The 15,335-nt window shown below is 41.3% G+C and carries 17 protein-coding genes; 16 read left to right on the forward strand and 1 reads right to left on the reverse strand.

What is annotated here, in order from left to right; translation table 11 throughout:
- Nucleotides 1–366, reverse strand: a complete 366-nt coding sequence (locus IEV91_RS12930; RefSeq protein ID WP_188497832.1) for a GntR family transcriptional regulator — start codon at nt 364–366, stop codon at nt 1–3.
- Between the two features lie 546 nt (nt 367–912).
- Between IEV91_RS12930 and upp the strand changes: the two genes are divergently transcribed.
- The 16 genes from upp to spoIIQ all read left to right on the forward strand — a co-directional run bounded on the left by upp (nt 913) and on the right by spoIIQ (nt 15,186).
- Nucleotides 913–1,542 carry a uracil phosphoribosyltransferase gene (upp, locus tag IEV91_RS12935; RefSeq protein ID WP_188497833.1) on the forward strand — a complete coding sequence of 210 codons (630 nt, stop codon included), beginning with the start codon at nt 913–915 and terminating at the stop codon, nt 1,540–1,542.
- Between the two features lie 413 nt (nt 1,543–1,955).
- A complete protein-coding gene (locus IEV91_RS12940; RefSeq protein ID WP_188497834.1) occupies nt 1,956–2,174 on the forward strand; it encodes an AtpZ/AtpI family protein in 219 nt (72 codons plus the stop codon).
- Nucleotides 2,175–2,179: 5 nt separating this feature from the next.
- Nucleotides 2,180–2,614, forward strand: coding sequence for an ATP synthase subunit I (locus IEV91_RS12945; RefSeq protein ID WP_188497835.1), 435 nt, complete (start codon nt 2,180–2,182; stop codon nt 2,612–2,614).
- On the forward strand, nt 2,592–3,338 hold the full coding sequence (atpB, locus tag IEV91_RS12950) for a F0F1 ATP synthase subunit A (RefSeq protein ID WP_188497836.1): 747 nt from the start codon (nt 2,592–2,594) through the stop codon (nt 3,336–3,338). The genes IEV91_RS12945 and atpB overlap by 23 nt, the downstream gene beginning before the upstream one ends.
- 45 nt (nt 3,339–3,383) lie before the next feature.
- A complete protein-coding gene (atpE, locus tag IEV91_RS12955; RefSeq protein WP_188497837.1) occupies nt 3,384–3,614 on the forward strand; it encodes a F0F1 ATP synthase subunit C in 231 nt (76 codons plus the stop codon).
- A gap of 120 nt (nt 3,615–3,734) precedes the next feature.
- The gene (gene atpF, locus IEV91_RS12960; RefSeq protein ID WP_188497838.1) at nt 3,735–4,223 is read left to right on the forward strand and encodes a F0F1 ATP synthase subunit B; all 489 of its coding nucleotides are present in this window, start codon (nt 3,735–3,737) and stop codon (nt 4,221–4,223) included.
- Nucleotides 4,220–4,759, forward strand: a complete 540-nt coding sequence (locus tag IEV91_RS12965) for a F0F1 ATP synthase subunit delta (protein WP_188497839.1) — start codon at nt 4,220–4,222, stop codon at nt 4,757–4,759. Before atpF ends, IEV91_RS12965 begins: the two co-directional genes overlap by 4 nt.
- A 13-nt stretch (nt 4,760–4,772) precedes the next feature.
- Nucleotides 4,773–6,281 carry a F0F1 ATP synthase subunit alpha gene (gene atpA / locus IEV91_RS12970; protein WP_188497840.1) on the forward strand — a complete coding sequence of 503 codons (1,509 nt, stop codon included), beginning with the start codon at nt 4,773–4,775 and terminating at the stop codon, nt 6,279–6,281.
- 70 nt (nt 6,282–6,351) lie between these two features.
- Complete coding sequence (gene atpG / locus IEV91_RS12975; protein WP_188497841.1) at nt 6,352–7,212, forward strand: ATP synthase F1 subunit gamma; 861 nt, start codon at nt 6,352–6,354, stop codon at nt 7,210–7,212.
- 33 nt (nt 7,213–7,245) lie between these two features.
- The gene (gene atpD / locus IEV91_RS12980) at nt 7,246–8,667 is read left to right on the forward strand and encodes a F0F1 ATP synthase subunit beta (RefSeq protein WP_188497842.1); all 1,422 of its coding nucleotides are present in this window, start codon (nt 7,246–7,248) and stop codon (nt 8,665–8,667) included.
- Between the two features lie 52 nt (nt 8,668–8,719).
- Entirely contained in the window at nt 8,720–9,124 is a 405-nt protein-coding gene (locus IEV91_RS12985) for a F0F1 ATP synthase subunit epsilon (RefSeq protein WP_229745588.1), read from the forward strand.
- Between the two features lie 709 nt (nt 9,125–9,833).
- Nucleotides 9,834–10,064: a DUF1146 family protein gene (locus IEV91_RS12990; protein ID WP_188497844.1), complete on the forward strand. Its 231-nt coding sequence runs from the start codon at nt 9,834–9,836 to the stop codon at nt 10,062–10,064.
- A gap of 99 nt (nt 10,065–10,163) precedes the next feature.
- Nucleotides 10,164–10,922, forward strand: a complete 759-nt coding sequence (locus IEV91_RS12995) for a YwmB family TATA-box binding protein (RefSeq protein ID WP_188497845.1) — start codon at nt 10,164–10,166, stop codon at nt 10,920–10,922.
- 79 nt (nt 10,923–11,001) lie between these two features.
- Nucleotides 11,002–12,330 (forward strand): UDP-N-acetylglucosamine 1-carboxyvinyltransferase, encoded by a 1,329-nt coding sequence (murA, locus tag IEV91_RS13000; RefSeq protein WP_188497846.1) that lies wholly within the window; start codon nt 11,002–11,004, stop codon nt 12,328–12,330.
- Between the two features lie 737 nt (nt 12,331–13,067).
- The gene (gene spoIID, locus IEV91_RS13005) at nt 13,068–14,093 is read left to right on the forward strand and encodes a stage II sporulation protein D (RefSeq protein ID WP_188497847.1); all 1,026 of its coding nucleotides are present in this window, start codon (nt 13,068–13,070) and stop codon (nt 14,091–14,093) included.
- Between the two features lie 172 nt (nt 14,094–14,265).
- Entirely contained in the window at nt 14,266–15,186 is a 921-nt protein-coding gene (spoIIQ, locus tag IEV91_RS13010; protein WP_188497848.1) for a stage II sporulation protein SpoIIQ, read from the forward strand.
- The last annotated feature ends 149 nt before the right edge of the window (nt 15,187–15,335 follow it).

Consider the following 15,335-nt stretch of genomic DNA (forward strand, 5'->3'; position numbering starts at 1 on the left):
CTATTCCTCTCCTTTCATAATCATTTCTTTAAGTTCCTCTGCTGTAATACCTAATTTCTCAGCTTCTTGTTTCATCTTTATGACATACTGTTCATAAAACTGTTCACGTCTTTTTTTCATTACAATTTCTCGTGCCCCTTTTGTAACAAACATGCCAATACCGCGTTTCTTGTATAAAATGCCTTGATCGACTAATAAATTCACCCCTTTTGCCGCTGTGGCAGGGTTAATCTGGTAAAAGGAAGCAAATTGATTGGTGGAAGGGACTTGTGATTCCTCAGGTAAGCCTCCTTTAATAATGTCATCTTCTATTTGTTCAGCGATCTGCAAAAAAATAGGCCGGCTGTCATCTGTTAGTGTATTCAATTCATCCACCGCCTAATTGGTTAGTTAGTTATGTAATTAACCATAAAACCTTTAAACCATGAAGTCAAGTGAATTTTAAAAAATAGTGAGAGTGCCCTAACAATTGAAGCGGAAAAAAAGTGATTGTAGACAAACACAATAGGGCGGCCAACGCAAAAAAGGAAGCGGAGCGCCCACATAAAAAGGTGCGCACTCCCAAAAGGCAAACGAAACAAAGGTGAAACTAACAAAAAGGGGGAGCTTACGCACGAAAGAACACTCACCCGTCCACAGCACCTTGCTTCCTACTCAAACCTCCTATTTCAAACCAGCGACACCTTTCACCAATAGTTGATATTTCTCTACAAATTGCAACAATTTAGACACATGCCATCGCGGTTCCGGTGGTACAATAAAACAGAGGTTTTACTATTTAAAAGGGCCATTAAAGATGAATCATATGACATGAAGTGCTAATCATCTTGATAAATCGCCAATGGAAGTTGAACTGACCCTTGTTTTTATGTAAAATTTGTCGAAGAGGTTTAATAGATAGGAGAGGATACCATGGGAGCAGTTAAAGTTTTAGATCATCCATTAATCCAGCATAAATTAACACATATTCGTGATCATCAAACAGGGACGAAGACGTTTCGAGAATTGGTCGATGAAGTCGCAACGCTAATGGCCTTCGAAATCACGCGTGATCTCCCATTAGAAGAGATAACGGTACAAACACCAGTAGCCGAAGCGAAAACCTATCAGATTGCAGGAAAGAAGCTCGGCATTATCCCAATTCTTCGTGCAGGCTTGGGTATGGTTGATGGTATTCTTAATCTTATTCCAGCAGCAAAGGTGGGACACATCGGATTATACCGTGATCCTAATACTTTGGAGCCTGTTGAATATTATTCAAAAATGCCTACTGACATTAGTGAGCGCGAACTGATTGTTGTTGATCCTATGCTTGCAACCGGGGGTTCAGCGTCGGCAGCCTTGAAGATGATCAAAGAAAAAGGGGCCAATAACATTAAGCTGATGTGCTTAATCGCTGCTCCAGAGGGTGTGAAAAGGATTCAAGAGGATCACCCAGATGTTGATATTTATCTTGCGGCACTTGATGAAAAGTTAAGTGATAAAGGCTATATCATTCCTGGACTTGGGGATGCGGGCGATCGTTTGTTCGGAACAAAATAATGAAATTGAGGGTTTAATTCTGAACCCTCCTATTTTTTAAATATATTAATGTGACAATAATTATTTGTTTTTAATTATCGTTCAATAAAACGTCATATTTTAACGCGTTATTGAAGTCAAATATTAAGTAAAATAGGTACTAGAAACAATATAAATTTTTATCTAATGATCATCCGGAAATTAGTCGTTGACAAGCTAACTATGGCTTGGTACGATGACAGAGAAAAAGGGTTTTCATGAAAGGGCTAACGAAATAAAAGTACTGAAAAGCCTGAATTTTTTCTACAATTTCTACGTTCTATCATGCCTTTGTTTCCTCTATTTTTTTTGCTATTGTAATTCGTTTTTTTGGTAATAATGAAAGTTAGTAAATTACAAGTTAGTGAAAGCTCTATTTATGAAAGGGTGTTCATGTGAAAAAAGACACAGATAACCCTTGGCAAACAGTAGGACTTGTAGGCACGCTAGGATTGGAGATTCTTGCTTTTATTTTAGGAGGCGTTTTTCTCGGTCGCTATATGGATGATCAGTTTGATACAGCACCAATGTGGCTGGCAATCGGGATTTTAGCCGGATTAATTCTAGGACTAATCAGTGCGGTCTTCACATTGAAAACTTTTATGAAGGAATGACCCGGATGAAACATGAAACAGCGGAACTCGATTGGATACGCCGCTTAATCATCATCCTCTCAAGTAGTTTTATCATCATCCTCATTCTTCTCTGGCTAGTAACTCCTGCTAAAGCTTTTATCGCTGGACTACTCCTTGGAGGCATAATAAGCTTGTACAATTTATTGTATCTTGCACGGCGAATAAGGATGGCGGGTCAGGTTGCGATGACAGGGGCACCGGGGCTTTTACGAGGAACGGGGATGTTCAATCGGATTTTAATGGTGTTATTCGCTATTTTAATCACAGCGCGTTTCCCGGATTGGATTGACTATCGGTCTTTGATTTTAGGTTTACTTCTAAATTTTGTCCTCTTAATCATTGTTGCAGTTTTATATGCAAGAAAAGAGGCAACTATGAAGGAAGGGAGGGATGGCCTTGGAGACAACTCCAAAGATTGAGTTTCTTGGTTTAACGTTTGATGTTACAGTAATGATCGGAACCCTTGTAACAGCCATATTAGTTCTCATTATTGTCTTGTTAACCAGTAGAGGACGTAACTTACGACCAAAAGGTGCACAGAACTTTTTTGAGATGGTTGTAGAATTTATACAAGGTGTTACGAATATGATGCTAGATTCAAAGAGGGCGGCCAAATATGTTGGCTTTGCTGTAACGATTTTCCTCTTTGTCTTCATAGGTAATGAACTTGGAGTTATTCTCATGATTACAGCACATGCAACTGGTCCAATGCCTTCTCTTGGTTTAACAAAGGATGTATTGGATGCTGCTGACAATTCAGTGAGCTGGTTTAAGTCACCAACCTCTGATATTAACGTCACGGTTGCTATGGCGGGTGCGATTTTCTTTTTCTCGCATTTTATGGGGATTAGAAAAAGTCCAAGGGATTATCTTAATCATTACGTTCAACCGTATTTCTGGATGCTGCCACTCCATCTTATCGATGAATTGGCAAAACCAGTCACACACGCAGCCCGACTTTGGGCCAATATTTTCGCTGGAGAAGTGCTCATCATCATTCTGCGTGAGGGCATGTGGTATTTAACTGGAATACCTCTCATAGCATGGATTGGATTCTCACTCTTCGTTGGTGCGATTCAAGCCTACATCTTTACCGTATTGGCGATGGTTTATATTTCTCAAAAAATCGCTGATGAACACTAAGAAAATATTATACTAAATGCTTTTCATACTAAGGAGGATTTTATAATGGATTTAGCTGTACTTGCAGGTGGGATTATGATAGCTTTCGGCGCGTTAGCCGCTGGTATTGGTAACGGTATTTTATTTAGTCGTTATTTGGAAGGTATTGCACGTCAACCAGAAGCACGTGGAACTTTGTTTGGACAAGGTATGATTACCCTTGGTCTTGTTGAGGCCCTACCGATTATTTCAATTGCCTTCGGTCTCCTCGTCCTTTTCGGAATTATTGGTGGTTAACACATGACGGGAAGAAAATTCCCGTCTCCTATTGTTTAAAATTCATGCCAAACTTAAGTGTATGCTTGCTTGCTGTTGGAGCACTACACTTTTCTTACGATTGAAGGGAGTGACTGAAGAGTGCTTGAATTCCATTTAGGTGACATTATATTTCAACTCGTGGTTGTTATTATATTAATGTTGATCGTTTCGAAGTTCGCAGTTGGCCCTGTGGTCCGCATGATGAGAGATCGTCAAACGCACATTGATGATCAGTTAAAAGCTGCTGAAAATAGTCAAAAAGAAGCGGAAGCTATCTTGGCTAAGCAGCAAGAAGAGTTAAAAAAAGTGCGTGAACAGGCGAACCAAATGCTGGAAACTGAGAAAAAGCGTGCTGAAGCAGAAGGACAGGAGCTCCTGAACCAAGCCAAAGCCCGTGCTGATCGTATCGTTGAAGATGCTAAGGAAGAAATTAGGACGGAGAAGGAAAAAGCTGTTGCCTCATTACGTGACGAGGTTGCTCATCTTTCTATGTTACTTGCTTCTAAGGTACTAGAACGTGAGGTTAGCGAAAAAGAACACAAGCAAGAAATTGATGCGTTTGTCAAACAGATAGGTGAGCGTCTATGAGCGTAGTCGTTGCAAAGCGTTATGCAGGTGCCTTATTTGAAGTAGCAAAAGAACGTGGGACTATTGATGCTGTTGAAGAACAGCTAGGGTTAGTCAATCAAATCGTTGCAGAAAGTACAGATTTGAAAAAAATGTTGTACTTCCCTGGTATTGCGGGGGAAGTGAAGAAGAAAGTCGTTGAAGAAATTTTTAAAACTGAAGTGAATGGCGAGGTCTTGAATCTCTTGAAGATCCTCATTGATCGCCGCAGAGAATCAATTTTAGAAGATCTTCAAGCGTCTTTTGTGGAAATTGCAAATGATTATCGAGGAATTCTGGATGTCAACGTGACAACAGCAAGTCCTTTAGATAAAGATGAAGAAGAGAAAATAATGGAAGCCTTTGGTCAAATTTATGACAAAAAGCTTCGTCTGCATACAAAAGTCGATCCAAAAGTGATTGGTGGCGTTTTAGTGAAAGTCGGAAATCGTCTCTATGATGGGACTTTGTCTGGCAAACTCAATCGTTTCCATCAAGAATTGAAATCAGGCAGATAGGGGTGATATTGACGTGAGTATTAAAGCTGAGGAAATTAGTGCGCTTATTAAGAAACAAATTGAAAATTATGATTCCGCAGTTCAAGTCACAGACGTAGGGACCGTAATTGAGGTTGGTGACGGTATTGCGCGTGTACACGGACTTGATAACACAATGGCGGGAGAGCTTGTTGAATTCGCGAATGGTGTTATGGGTCTTGCCCAAAACCTTGAAGAAAATAACGTCGGTATCGTTATTCTTGGACCATACAGTGATATCCATGAAGGGGACGAAGTCAAGCGTACAGGCCGTATTATGGAGGTTCCTGTAGGTGAAGAACTTCTTGGTCGCGTGGTTAACCCACTCGGACAACCTATTGATGGTAAAGGTCCTATAAATGCATCAAAAACACGTCCAATTGAAAATAAAGCACCAGGGGTTATGGCACGTAAGTCTGTCCATGAGCCATTGCAAACAGGTATTAAAGCGATTGATGCGATGATTCCAATTGGTCGTGGACAGCGTGAATTAATCATCGGTGACCGCCAAACAGGTAAAACGGCGATTGCTATCGATGCCATCATTAACCAAAAAAATGAAGATGTTCTTAGCATTTATGTTGCGATTGGACAAAAAGAATCTACTGTTGCGGGTGTGGTTGAAACCCTTCGTGAAAACGGCGTTCTTGATAAAACAATCGTCGTCTCTGCAGGTGCATCTGATCCCGCACCATTGCTTTACCTTGCGCCTTATGCAGGGGTATCCATGGGTGAAGAATTCATGTATAACGGTAAGCATGTCTTAATCGTTTACGATGATCTTTCCAAGCAAGCGGTAGCGTATCGTGAACTTTCCCTACTCCTTCGTCGTCCTCCAGGTCGTGAAGCGTTCCCAGGGGATGTTTTCTACCTACACTCCCGTTTATTGGAACGTGCAGCAAAATTGAGTGACGATCTTGGTGGGGGTTCAATGACTGCTCTACCTATCATTGAAACACAAGCGGGCGATATCTCTGCTTATATCCCAACGAACGTTATCTCCATTACAGATGGTCAAATCTTCTTAGAATCAGATCTCTTCTTCTCTGGTGTTCGTCCTGCTGTTAACGCTGGTTTGTCAGTTTCCCGTGTAGGTGGATCTGCACAAACAAAGGCGATGAAGAAAGTGGGCGGATCTTTGAAGCTTGATCTAGCTTCATTCCGTGAATTAGAGGCCTTCTCACAATTTGGTTCTGACCTTGATAAAGCAACACAAGCCAAGTTGAACAGAGGTCAAAGAATCGTTGAGGTTCTTAAACAAGATTTGCATAATCCGTACCCTGTTGAAAATCAGGTCGCCATCATTTATGCATTAAACAACCGCTTCCTTGATGATGTGCCACTCGCGGATGTGAAGCGTTTTGAAAAAGAACTTTTGAGCTACCTACAAGAGAACAATAAGGAAATCTTAGAGACGATCCGTGATAAAAAGCAGCTCCCAGAAGCAGATGTCTTTAATGCAGCAATCACTGAATTTAAGAAAACCTTTGTAGCATCCAATTAAGTGTCGGGGGTATCCCCGACATCTCCATTTGTCTAATAGAAGAAATTCTCTCTAAAGGTGGTGAAAAGTCTTGGCATCATTACGCGACTTGAAAGCTCGGATCAATTCAACAAAGAACACGAGGAAGATTACCAATGCGATGCAAATGGTATCGGCCGCAAAATTGAATCGAGCGCAATTACAAGCCCAAGCCTATCAATCATATACGAATAAGCTCCGTGAGGTTGTAAGTAATATTGCAACAGCAAATAAAGGAAGCATTCGCCATCCTATGTTGCAATCCCGTCCGGTAAAGAAAACCGCCTATATTGCGTTTACAGCAGAACGTGGTTTAGCAGGGGCTTACAACAGTAATGTCTTAAAACGTGTCAATAAAATGGTGAGCGAGCGTCATAATTCTAGTGATGAATATACCATTATTGCGTTAGGACGGATGGGTTTAAACAGTTTTCGTAATCGGGAAATGCCGATTGCTTCAGAAAAAATTGGTCTACCAGACCAACCGACATTCGATGATGTGAAAGACATTGCCAAGCTCGCTGTAGGTATGTTTGAGCGTCAAGAAATTGATGAACTTCATTTGGTCTATAACCATTTTAATAGTGCAATCTCTCAAGAGGTTCGTGATATGAAATTACTTCCTCTAGGTGAAGTGGAAGCAGCTGGTGAGGCCGCGACTTACGAGTATGAACCAGATGCAGAAGAGGTATTAGAAACTCTCTTACCGCTCTACGCTGAAGGATTGATTTTCGGTACACTTCTTGATGCGAAAGCAGCAGAACACGCAGCGAGAATGACCGCGATGCAGAGTTCTACAGATAACGCTTCAGAGCTTATTGATAAATATACACTTCAATACAACCGAGCACGACAAGCGGCAATCACACAAGAAATTAGTGAGATTGTCGGTGGTGCAGCGGCATTACAATAATGTGATTAAACGAATATGTTAGGAGGGAAAGGCATGAGCAAGGGTTATGTAACTCAGGTTCTGGGTCCGGTTGTCGATGTTAAATTCAATCATGACGAACTCCCAGAATTGAACAATGCGCTCAGAATTGAATATAAAGCTAAAAGCTCAAGTGAAACGGATATTAACCTTACTTTAGAAGTAGCGCTCCACCTTGGAAATGATACTGTACGTGGGATTGCGATGGATTCCACTGACGGTGTTGTCCGTGGCATGGAGGTTACCGATACGGGGGCTCCGATTTCCGTACCCGTAGGAAGTGCAACACTTGGTCGCGTCTTTAACGTACTTGGAGAGCCTATTGACTTAAAAGAAGATGTGCCTGCCGATACGCGCCGTGATTCTATTCACCGCGAGGCACCTGCTTTTGATGAATTAACAACTAAAACGGAAGTTCTTGAAACAGGAATTAAAGTTATCGACTTATTAGCGCCTTACGTTAAAGGTGGTAAGATTGGTCTTTTCGGTGGTGCCGGTGTTGGTAAAACCGTCTTGATTCAAGAATTGATTAACAACATTGCGCAAGAGCACGGGGGTATTTCCGTATTTGCGGGTGTTGGTGAGCGGACACGTGAAGGAAATGACCTTTACTTTGAAATGAGCGACTCCGGCGTTATTGCCAAAACAGCGATGGTGTTCGGTCAGATGAACGAACCTCCTGGAGCTCGTATGCGTGTGGCTCTTAGTGGTTTGACGATGGCGGAATACTTCCGTGATGAGGAAGGCCAAGACGTGCTGTTATTTATCGATAACATTTTCCGTTTTACTCAAGCTGGTTCAGAGGTTTCCGCTCTACTCGGTCGTATGCCATCTGCCGTTGGTTACCAGCCAACACTCGCGACGGAAATGGGTAAACTTCAAGAACGGATTACCTCAACGAAAAAAGGTTCTGTAACCTCTATTCAAGCGGTTTATGTCCCTGCCGATGACTATACTGACCCAGCGCCAGCGACTACTTTTGCTCACTTGGATGCAACAACAAACCTTGAGCGTAGTCTTTCTGAGATGGGGATCTATCCTGCGGTGGATCCACTCGCTTCAACTTCCCGTGCATTAGCACCAGAGATCGTTGGAGAAGAGCATTATAGCGTAGCACGTCGGGTTCAAGAGACTTTACAAAAATATAAAGAACTTCAAGATATTATCGCGATCCTAGGTATGGATGAGCTCTCAGATGATGATAAACTCGTCGTTGCTCGTGCGCGTCGTATTCAGTTCTTCTTATCACAAAACTTCCACGTGGCTGAACAATTTACAGGACAGCCTGGTTCATACGTTCCTGTTCAGGAAACGATCCGTGGATTCAAAGAGATTCTTGAAGGGAAATACGATGATCTTCCTGAGGATGCTTTCCGTTTAGTTGGACGCATTGAAGAAGTCATTGAAAACGCGAAGAAAATGGAGCAAGACGCTTAAGGGTGCGCGCCCTTAGTGTGTTGTTAGCCGTGCGCCCAAGGAGGTTATGCAGGTGAATACCATTAGCGCAAGTATCGTTACACCCAATGGAACAGTCTATGAGGGTAACGTCCACATGATTAGTGTTCGTGCGACGGGTGGCGATATGGGTATACTTCCAAATCATATTCCTATCGTTGCTCCATTGAAAATAAGTGCAGTGAAGCTTAAAAGTGAAGGTATTGATGAGTACGTAGCTGTAAGTGGTGGCTTTGTTGAAGTGAGACGAGGAAGTGTCGTCACCATCCTTACAGAAGCTGCTGAAAGAAAAGAAGACATCGATGTCGAGCGCGCTCAACTTGCAAAAGAAAAAGCGCAGCAACGGCTTGCTGAACTTAACGAAAAAACAGCAGAATATCAAGAAGCACAAAAAGAATTACAACGTGCTGAAAATAGACTGCATGTCGCATCGTTATAATAAAAATCAATCTAAGGTGTACGAAGAAAATACTTCGTGCATCTTTTTTTGTAACGGCAGTGTTAATGCATACGGAAGACAGTGTAAGGGCAACTTGAACTTCGTCACAATGGCATGGCGACATCTTTAATGTGTTAAGGCGTTGGATTGACTTCAAGCTAACACTCCCAAAGGCACGCTCTAAAAAGCGATCGACTCACAAAAGCACAACCCTCGCATCTAAAAAGAGGGTCCACTCAATATCCTCACCATCCTTATGACTGGTCGCCTTACTAGAACAGGGCTACATTCCTAAAAAGCTTTTTATTTAAATTGTGGCGTAAATGTGAAAAAATCATGCAGGACATCTCCTAAAAACACAAATAATTTCACTTATTATGTTAAAATAATGAGTCAAACATGTTATAATATAATAAGTTTATGTTACAAAATGAATTAAAACCCCCTAAGAAAGAGCCTTTCATAAGGTGAGGGATCTCAGGGGCGACAAAAATCGACACTAAAACTGAAAAAAGGACCTATTTCCCTTTTTTTAAACCTTAGAAAAGGTTATGCTTAAAGAGATCCTTAAAAAGAAAAAGGGCTTTTTTTGAAATGCTTACAACAACAGAACACGTTGGGTAAGCTTGCGGGGCAATATCCATCAACATCTACGAGTAGTAAGAAGCTTCGCTTAAGTTCTTGTAAGAAGAAAGGAGTTCAGTCTCTGATGAATTTTGGTGCTCAAGCCTTGTTATATTTAGTGATACATATTGGTGCACTGATTCTCACTTGGTGGGCAATTCAAAGCTTGAATCTTGAATTTTTACTTAAAAACCCCAAGGGAATAAGAGCAAGAGCCTTTCTGATATTACTGAGTATTGCAATCAGCTATTTGGTTGCAGACTTTTTCCTCGATTACTTTAGTCAATCTTTATATTTACCACAAATTTATAAGTAATGTCTGAACTTGTCATATAAACACAAATTTTATCGATGAATTCTGCGTATGATGCCCTTCTCCTTGGCAACACTGATAGTAAGGAGAGGAGTATTAAAGATGAGACAATCGTTTACCCATAAAATCTTGATTTTTGTATTTTTATTTACTTTTTTTATTGGTGCCTATGCGCATGCACATTCACAATCGTATACCCTCCAAATGCGTAAATTGCCAGCTATTATTGGTGCTCTGCATAAAGAGAACGTGAGCGTCAACAGTTGGTCGGTCTATGGCAGAGAAAACTCAGAAACATTTCTAGACAAATCTGAGTTTTATTCCAAAGCAGCGACTTTAAAACAACAATTTAGCGAATTCCATTGGAAAGATATAGAGGTTCAGAATGAGCAGCAATTAAAGTTTACAGGCACGTTTAATGGGGAAAAGTATCAAGAGACCGTGACCTTATTTGCCTACCCCTATAAAAATGGATTTAAAACGTATTTCATATATGAAGCAGTAGGCAAACATTGGGACGGTAAAAAGTGGGAATCGATATCATCTGATATAGACGAGCGATTACGAGCGATTTTTCAGAATAAAAATGGGAAAATCTTCGTATGGGCATCCGGTGCGCTCGATGGTAAAATGGACGTTGGTATGACTGCGAAAGCACAGGAATTTTTAAGCGATTTGAATGCACATGAAATTGAGAAAATAGACGATAAAACGTTTGTATCCCTTTCCGCATATAATAAGCATTGGAAGGAATTGATTCAAACGAACGGCAATAAAATGAATGTTCAAGTGGGGCTGCGTAAGGCACACGAGCAAACAACAGTAACAATTGGCACACCTATCATTACTACTGAATATTAATAAATTGAGGGTTGGGCTGATGCCTTGTTACAAGCTCCATGAAAATTGAATAACGAAATTGGACGCGGAGGGGAATACGTTGGAAAAAATCATTGTTCAAGGGGGCAGGCGTTTGAACGGAACCGTTAAAATCGACGGAGCAAAAAACGCAGTGCTTCCTGTTATCGCTGCATCGATTTTGGCAACTAAAGGTTTTAGTAAAATATATAATGTTCCTGCATTAGCAGATGTTTATACAATTAATGAAGTACTGAAACACTTAGGTGCAGAGGTTGATTTTACAGAGGGTTGTGTGACGGTAAATGCTGGGAAAGAATTGAGTACAGAAGCCCCTTTTGAATATGTTCGTAAAATGAGAGCATCTGTCCTCGTAATGGGTGCACTTTTGGCTAGAGAAGGCCGTGCGCGCATTGCTATGCCCGGAGGTTGTGCCATTGGTTCACGTCCTATTGATCAACACTTAAAAGGCTTCGAAGCCATGGGCGCTAAAGTATACACCGGCAATGGATTTATTGAAGCTGAAGTCAATGGGAAACTGAAGGGCGCAAATATTTATTTAGATTTTCCAAGTGTGGGTGCTACCGAAAATATTCTCATGGCAGCAGTATTAGCTGAAGGAGAAACCCGTTTAGAAAATTGTGCGCAAGAACCTGAAATTGTTTGTTTGGCAGATTATCTTAATGCGATGGGTGCTAAAATTAAGGGTGCGGGTACGAGTACCATTACTGTAGTCGGCGTGAAGCAATTAAAGGGAACCATGCATACGATTATCCCTGATCGTATTGAGGCAGGGACCTATATGATTGCGGCGGCGATCACTGGAGGTAATGTCCTTATTGAAAATGCGGATGCTGATCACCTTCGGCCATTAATTGCAAAAATGACTGAAATGGGCATTCATGTTGAACAAGAGTTAGAGGGCATTCGAGTGATTGGCCCTGATATCATTCGTCCAACCGATATTAAAACCATGCCTCATCCTGGTTTTCCAACAGATATGCAATCCCAAATGATGGCCCTACTTCTTAAGGCAAAAGGAACAAGCGTGATTACTGAAACGGTTTTTGAAAATCGTTTTATGCACGTTGAAGAATTCAGACGCATGAATGCTGATATTAAGATTGAAGGACGTTCTGCAATAGTTAATGGACCTTCACAACTGCAAGGGGCTGAAGTCGCTGCCACTGATCTTCGTGCGGGAGCTGCATTGGTTATTGCTGGTCTTGTTTCTGAAGGCGTCACACGTGTAACGGATTTACAACATATTGATCGTGGGTATGTAGATTTGACAGGTAAGCTAAGAGCTTTAGGTGCCAATATTAAAAGAGTGACGATTGAGGAAGAAGCTGAAGCTACTGCCTCTGTCCCTGTTACCCCAAAATTAAATATGAAACCAAAGTTTGCCTAGAGAGCCGCTACTGACGGCTCTTTTTTTTTTTCGAAGTATAAGAATGTATACGATGGGATTTCCGCTTCAACTTTCCTCATGCCCACAGGACTAAGGGAAGCTCCTAAGAGAATAATCCTCGCAGAAAAATCATGTTTTAAACGATTTTTTGATATGGGTAGGGTCGGCGTTGTCACAGGACGAAACGCTTTTAGCTGATCGTCCTTAGTGGCCTCAGCTAACTTGGGAATGGTCAATTTGGTTCCCAAGTGGATCTTCGGACACGTGCTGTTCACGTAGAACTCTAGTTTAGGCAGCGCTGAGGAACGCACTCTGTATAAGTGTTCCGAATCTCGCGTCTTCCGCTCCAACCCATTTGTTTCTGAAGGTACATTTTGGTATTCAAAAATTTTTTCATTGCTTTTATAAGGACTGGGCATGGTTGCCCGGTTTTTCTTACTAAAGGAGAAGTGTATCTAAAGGTGTTGATCTTCACTTTAGGCTGGCGCTCTTTGCCTGATTTTTTATTTAAATCAAATTGATTTTTAATAGTGATCATGATGGGATAGTGTGTGATCGTGGTTGACATGACGGTCTGTGTTGATTGGTTTTTTCGAGGGTTTTTAAATTATATGCATGTTATTAATTTTTATGAAAAAACGTGCGCAGATCTTTCACCATTTGTTCACTTGTAAGGTTCTAAATGCTTGTCCAACCCCATAAACTGATACAAATACAGGCTTCATGGAGGAGTGGACATGAAACGACCTTTAATGATTGTCATAGGATTCTTTTTTCTTATCGTTCTTGTTATTCCATCACTTATTGTACTTCCGTTTTCCAGTTCATCAAAATCAGAAGCTCAGACTGAAAAAAAGCCCCAACAGAAAGCAATGACCGTCTCCAAGGCACAGGATTTAGCGGTGCCTGTCTCTGTGTATAGAAGTGCAACCCAAAAGGTAGACAAACTGCAGTTACGTGATTATCTTATTGGTGTTGTGGCGAGTGAAATGCCAGCAGACTTTAATATAGAGGCTCTAAAGGCACAAGCCCTGACCGCCCGAACGTATATTGTTCGGCGTCTTGTGGATAAGGATGATCTCGGTGATAGTGCGGGTAATGCCGTGGTTGGAGATACTACTGCTTATCAAGTCTTTAAAAGTAATGACGAATTGAAAAAAGTTTGGGGCAAAGATTATGCATGGAAAATAAAAAAGATAGAAAAAGCGGTTGATGATACAGCCGATCAAATCATTACATATAAAGATGAGCCCATTACGGCTTCCTTTTTCTCAACAAGTAATGGTCAAACCGAAAACGCTGAGGATTATTGGAGTAATCCCATCCCTTATTTAAAAAGTGTGAGCAGTCCGTGGGATATTGGCACCCCTAAATATAAGCAGACGATAAGTAAACCGGTCACTACTGTTCAAGAGAAGCTGGGCGTGACCTTAAATGCTGAGGATGGACCCATAGGGACGAATAAAAAGCTGACCGAGGGCAAGCAGATTGCGTCGATTGTCATAGGAGGAAAAACGTTCACCGGCCGGGATGTTCGAGAAAAACTGGGTTTGGCTTCAGCAGATTTTACGATGGAGCGAAAAGGTGACATGATTTTGATTACCACAAAAGGGAACGGGCACGGCGTTGGAATGAGTCAGTATGGGGCCAATGGTATGGCGGAAGATGGAAAAACAGACGAACAAATTGTTAAACATTATTATAAAGGTGTAAAAATCGAGAAAGCTGAGCCGTTTCTCAATAAAATGACAGCGAAAAAGTAAATGATGTTTCCTATGGTCCACCAAGCTGTGGGCCATTTTTTCATCCAAAGGCGTTAAAAGTACACTTTGAATGCATATTTTAAAGTGGTTTGTAGAAAAATATATAAGTTTTTTTTAATTTCGTGTATAGATCACCGAAAATCTGATCAGAATGGTTTTTGAGGTGATAGACATGAAAGATCAAGATCAAAAGAAAAATCCGCAGGAAGAATCTCAAAATAAAAAGATGCGGAAGCTTAGAAGTAAACGTTGGTTTTATCCGGCCCTTTATCTTTGTGTTGTTGCATTGATTGTTTCAGCCGTCCTGTGGACGCAAAGAGGCTCGGAAAATCCGAGTGCTGATAAAAATCAAAAAGACAGCCACGAAAGTGCATTGAATCAAAGTCAGGACGATGCAGTGCCAGTCAACGGTTCCAATGAAGTGTTCCAGATGCCTGCTGCAGATTCTGATGCTCTAGAGGTTGTCATGCCATTCTATGATGTCAATGGCAAAGCTGCAGACCAACAAAAAGCTCTTGTAACTTACAATAATACGACCTCCCAAAATACAGGTGTTTGCCTAGCGAGAAAGGATGGCAAAACCTTTAACGTCGAAGCATCTATGAGCGGGAAGGTTGTAAAGGCAACAAAAGACCCGGATTTAGGCTATGTCGTTGTTCTTCAACATGACAATGGGGTTCAAACCATGTATCAAAGCCTTGCAAAGCTTGATGTTGAAAAAGGTGAACAAGTCTCTCAAGGACAAGTTCTTGGTACTGCAGGCAAAAATCTTTATAATGCTGAAGCCGGCGTCCATGTTCACTTTGAAATTCGCAAAGATGACAAACCCGTCAATCCTGAATCTTACTTCCAAAAAGGCCTAGCAAGTCTTAAGGACGTAAAAACAAATGATCAAGCCGCTCAAGTCACAAGTGGTACACCAGAACCTTCAACACCTGCTGCAGAAAACAGTAACGAAGGTAACATGGAAAACAACAAAGACAATGGTACTTCATCTGACCAAAAGTCAACCAATGATGACAAGGCCAAGGATGAACAAAATTCTTCTAACCAAAGTGACGATAGTTCTGATACAAATGCTGAATTAGACTAAAGTCACAACGCCATTTTTAAAGACTGGAGCCAACGTTTATAACCGCTGACCACCGAAATTATCCGGTGGTTTTTTTCTATGGAAAGCGGAGGTGATCCTCTGCTGATCTTCATAGAGAAGCGATCCATTAAAAACTTATGCAGAGTCTG

This window comes from Pullulanibacillus pueri (assembly GCF_014639255.1).
Classification (GTDB): domain Bacteria; phylum Bacillota; class Bacilli; order Bacillales; family Sporolactobacillaceae; genus Pullulanibacillus; species Pullulanibacillus pueri.

Bases quoted from the DNA above. Each gene is read 5' to 3' on its own strand.
- upp (WP_188497833.1), top strand. From the start codon at position 913: ATGGGAGCAGTTAAAGTTTTAGATCATCCATTAATCCAGCATAAATTA.
- IEV91_RS12945 (WP_188497835.1), top strand. From the start codon at position 2,180: ATGAAACATGAAACAGCGGAACTCGATTGGATACGCCGCTTAATCATC.
- atpE (WP_188497837.1), top strand. From the start codon at position 3,384: ATGGATTTAGCTGTACTTGCAGGTGGGATTATGATAGCTTTCGGCGCG.
- IEV91_RS12965 (WP_188497839.1), top strand. From the start codon at position 4,220: ATGAGCGTAGTCGTTGCAAAGCGTTATGCAGGTGCCTTATTTGAAGTA.
- atpD (WP_188497842.1), top strand. From the start codon at position 7,246: ATGAGCAAGGGTTATGTAACTCAGGTTCTGGGTCCGGTTGTCGATGTT.
- IEV91_RS12990 (WP_188497844.1), top strand. From the start codon at position 9,834: ATGAATTTTGGTGCTCAAGCCTTGTTATATTTAGTGATACATATTGGT.
- IEV91_RS12995 (WP_188497845.1), top strand. From the start codon at position 10,164: ATGAGACAATCGTTTACCCATAAAATCTTGATTTTTGTATTTTTATTT.
- spoIID (WP_188497847.1), top strand. From the start codon at position 13,068: ATGAAACGACCTTTAATGATTGTCATAGGATTCTTTTTTCTTATCGTT.
- spoIIQ (WP_188497848.1), top strand. From the start codon at position 14,266: ATGAAAGATCAAGATCAAAAGAAAAATCCGCAGGAAGAATCTCAAAAT.